At 68.1% G+C, this 1,290-nt stretch carries 1 protein-coding gene; it reads right to left on the bottom strand.

Features of this window, described 5'->3' with window-relative positions; genetic code table 11:
• Positions 1–36: 36 nt before the first annotated feature.
• Entirely contained in the window at positions 37–1,182 is a 1,146-nt protein-coding gene (locus JQN72_RS18065; RefSeq protein WP_307812815.1) for an IS481 family transposase, read from the bottom strand.
• Between the last annotated feature and the right edge of the window lie 108 nt (positions 1,183–1,290).

The following is a 1,290-nucleotide window of genomic DNA, read 5'->3' as shown; positions in this document are numbered from 1 at the left end:
GTGTGATGTCTCAGGACATCGGAAACCCCCGAACCGTCAGGTTTGGGGGTTTCGTGGTGTCTGGGGTTGGTACTTGTGGGTGGTGTCGAGGGTGAGTTTTCGCAGGACCTCGCCGGTGGTGGCGTCCAGGATGGTGATGTCCAGGCCGTGGACGAGGGCGGTGACGGGGGTGCCGTTGTGGTGGCGGCCGAGGCCGATGGAGTACAGGGTGCCGGCGTGGCGCAGGGTGATCTTGCCGTTGTTGACACGGTCGTGGCGGATGCGGGTGTGGGTCCGGTCCGGGGGTTCGCTGGGGGGTGTGGCTTTGGGTCGGGTGGTGTAGGCGGCGGCGGGGGTGCGCCGGTTCAGGGAGCGGTGGGGGCGGTGGTGGTTGTACTCGCCGCGGAAGCGGTCCAGGAGGGTTTGGAGGTCCTCGATGGTCTCGGGGGTGGGTCCTTGCCGGGCCAGCCAGGTCTTGAGGGTCTGTTGGAAGCGTTCGACCTTGCCTTGGGTCTGGGGGTGGTTGCCGCGGCCGTTCTTCTGGGTGATGCCGCGGGTGGCGAGCTCGGTCTCGAAGGCGTTCCGCCCGCCGCGCACCCCGAACGCGGAGTGCCGGACGGTATAGACCATGCCGTTGTCGGTGAGGGTGGATGCGGGGCAGCCGTACTCGGCGACGGCGGCGCGGAAGGTCTCCAGCACGATGTGTCCGGTGACCCGGGCGTGGGCGCTGATGTGTAGCGCCATCCGGGAGTGGTCGTCCAGCCAGGTGATGACCTCGACGTCGGTGCCGTCGGCGAGGCGGATGTGGGTGACGTCGGACTGCCAGCACTCGTTGGGCTGGTCGGCTTCGAACCGGTGATGGGCGGCTTTGGGCTTCTTCTTCGGGGCCGGCACGACACGGCCGTTGCGGGTGAGGATCCGGGCGATGCTCGCCCGTGAGGGTGCGTCGTGGCCAGCCTGTTCGAGGTGCCAGGCGATGGTCTCCGGGCCGGCGTCGTGCCCGGAGGCGACCAGCCGGTCCCGCTCGGCCAGCACCGCCACGACGACTTCCTCGGACACAGCCCGAGGTGAGCTACGCGGCCGGCGGGAGCGCGGCGTGAACGCCGCCTCGCCCTCGGTTCGGTAGCGAGCCATCACCTTCGAGACCCACCCCTTGGAGACGTCGTAACGACGGGACGCTTCGGCCTGGGAGAGACCCTGCACAGTGACCGCGGTGATGACCAGCCTGGCTTTCGACACCCCCGCATCGCACCCCCACCAGGGTTTCCTATGTCTTGAGACATGCGTTTCCTATGTCCTGAGACTCAACAC

It is taken from the genome of Phycicoccus sp. CSK15P-2 (assembly GCF_016888005.1).
GTDB lineage: Bacteria > Actinomycetota > Actinomycetes > Actinomycetales > Dermatophilaceae > Phycicoccus.
The sequence above is the reverse complement of the archived record's forward strand: the minus strand, read 5'-3'. Positions and strand labels throughout refer to the sequence as shown.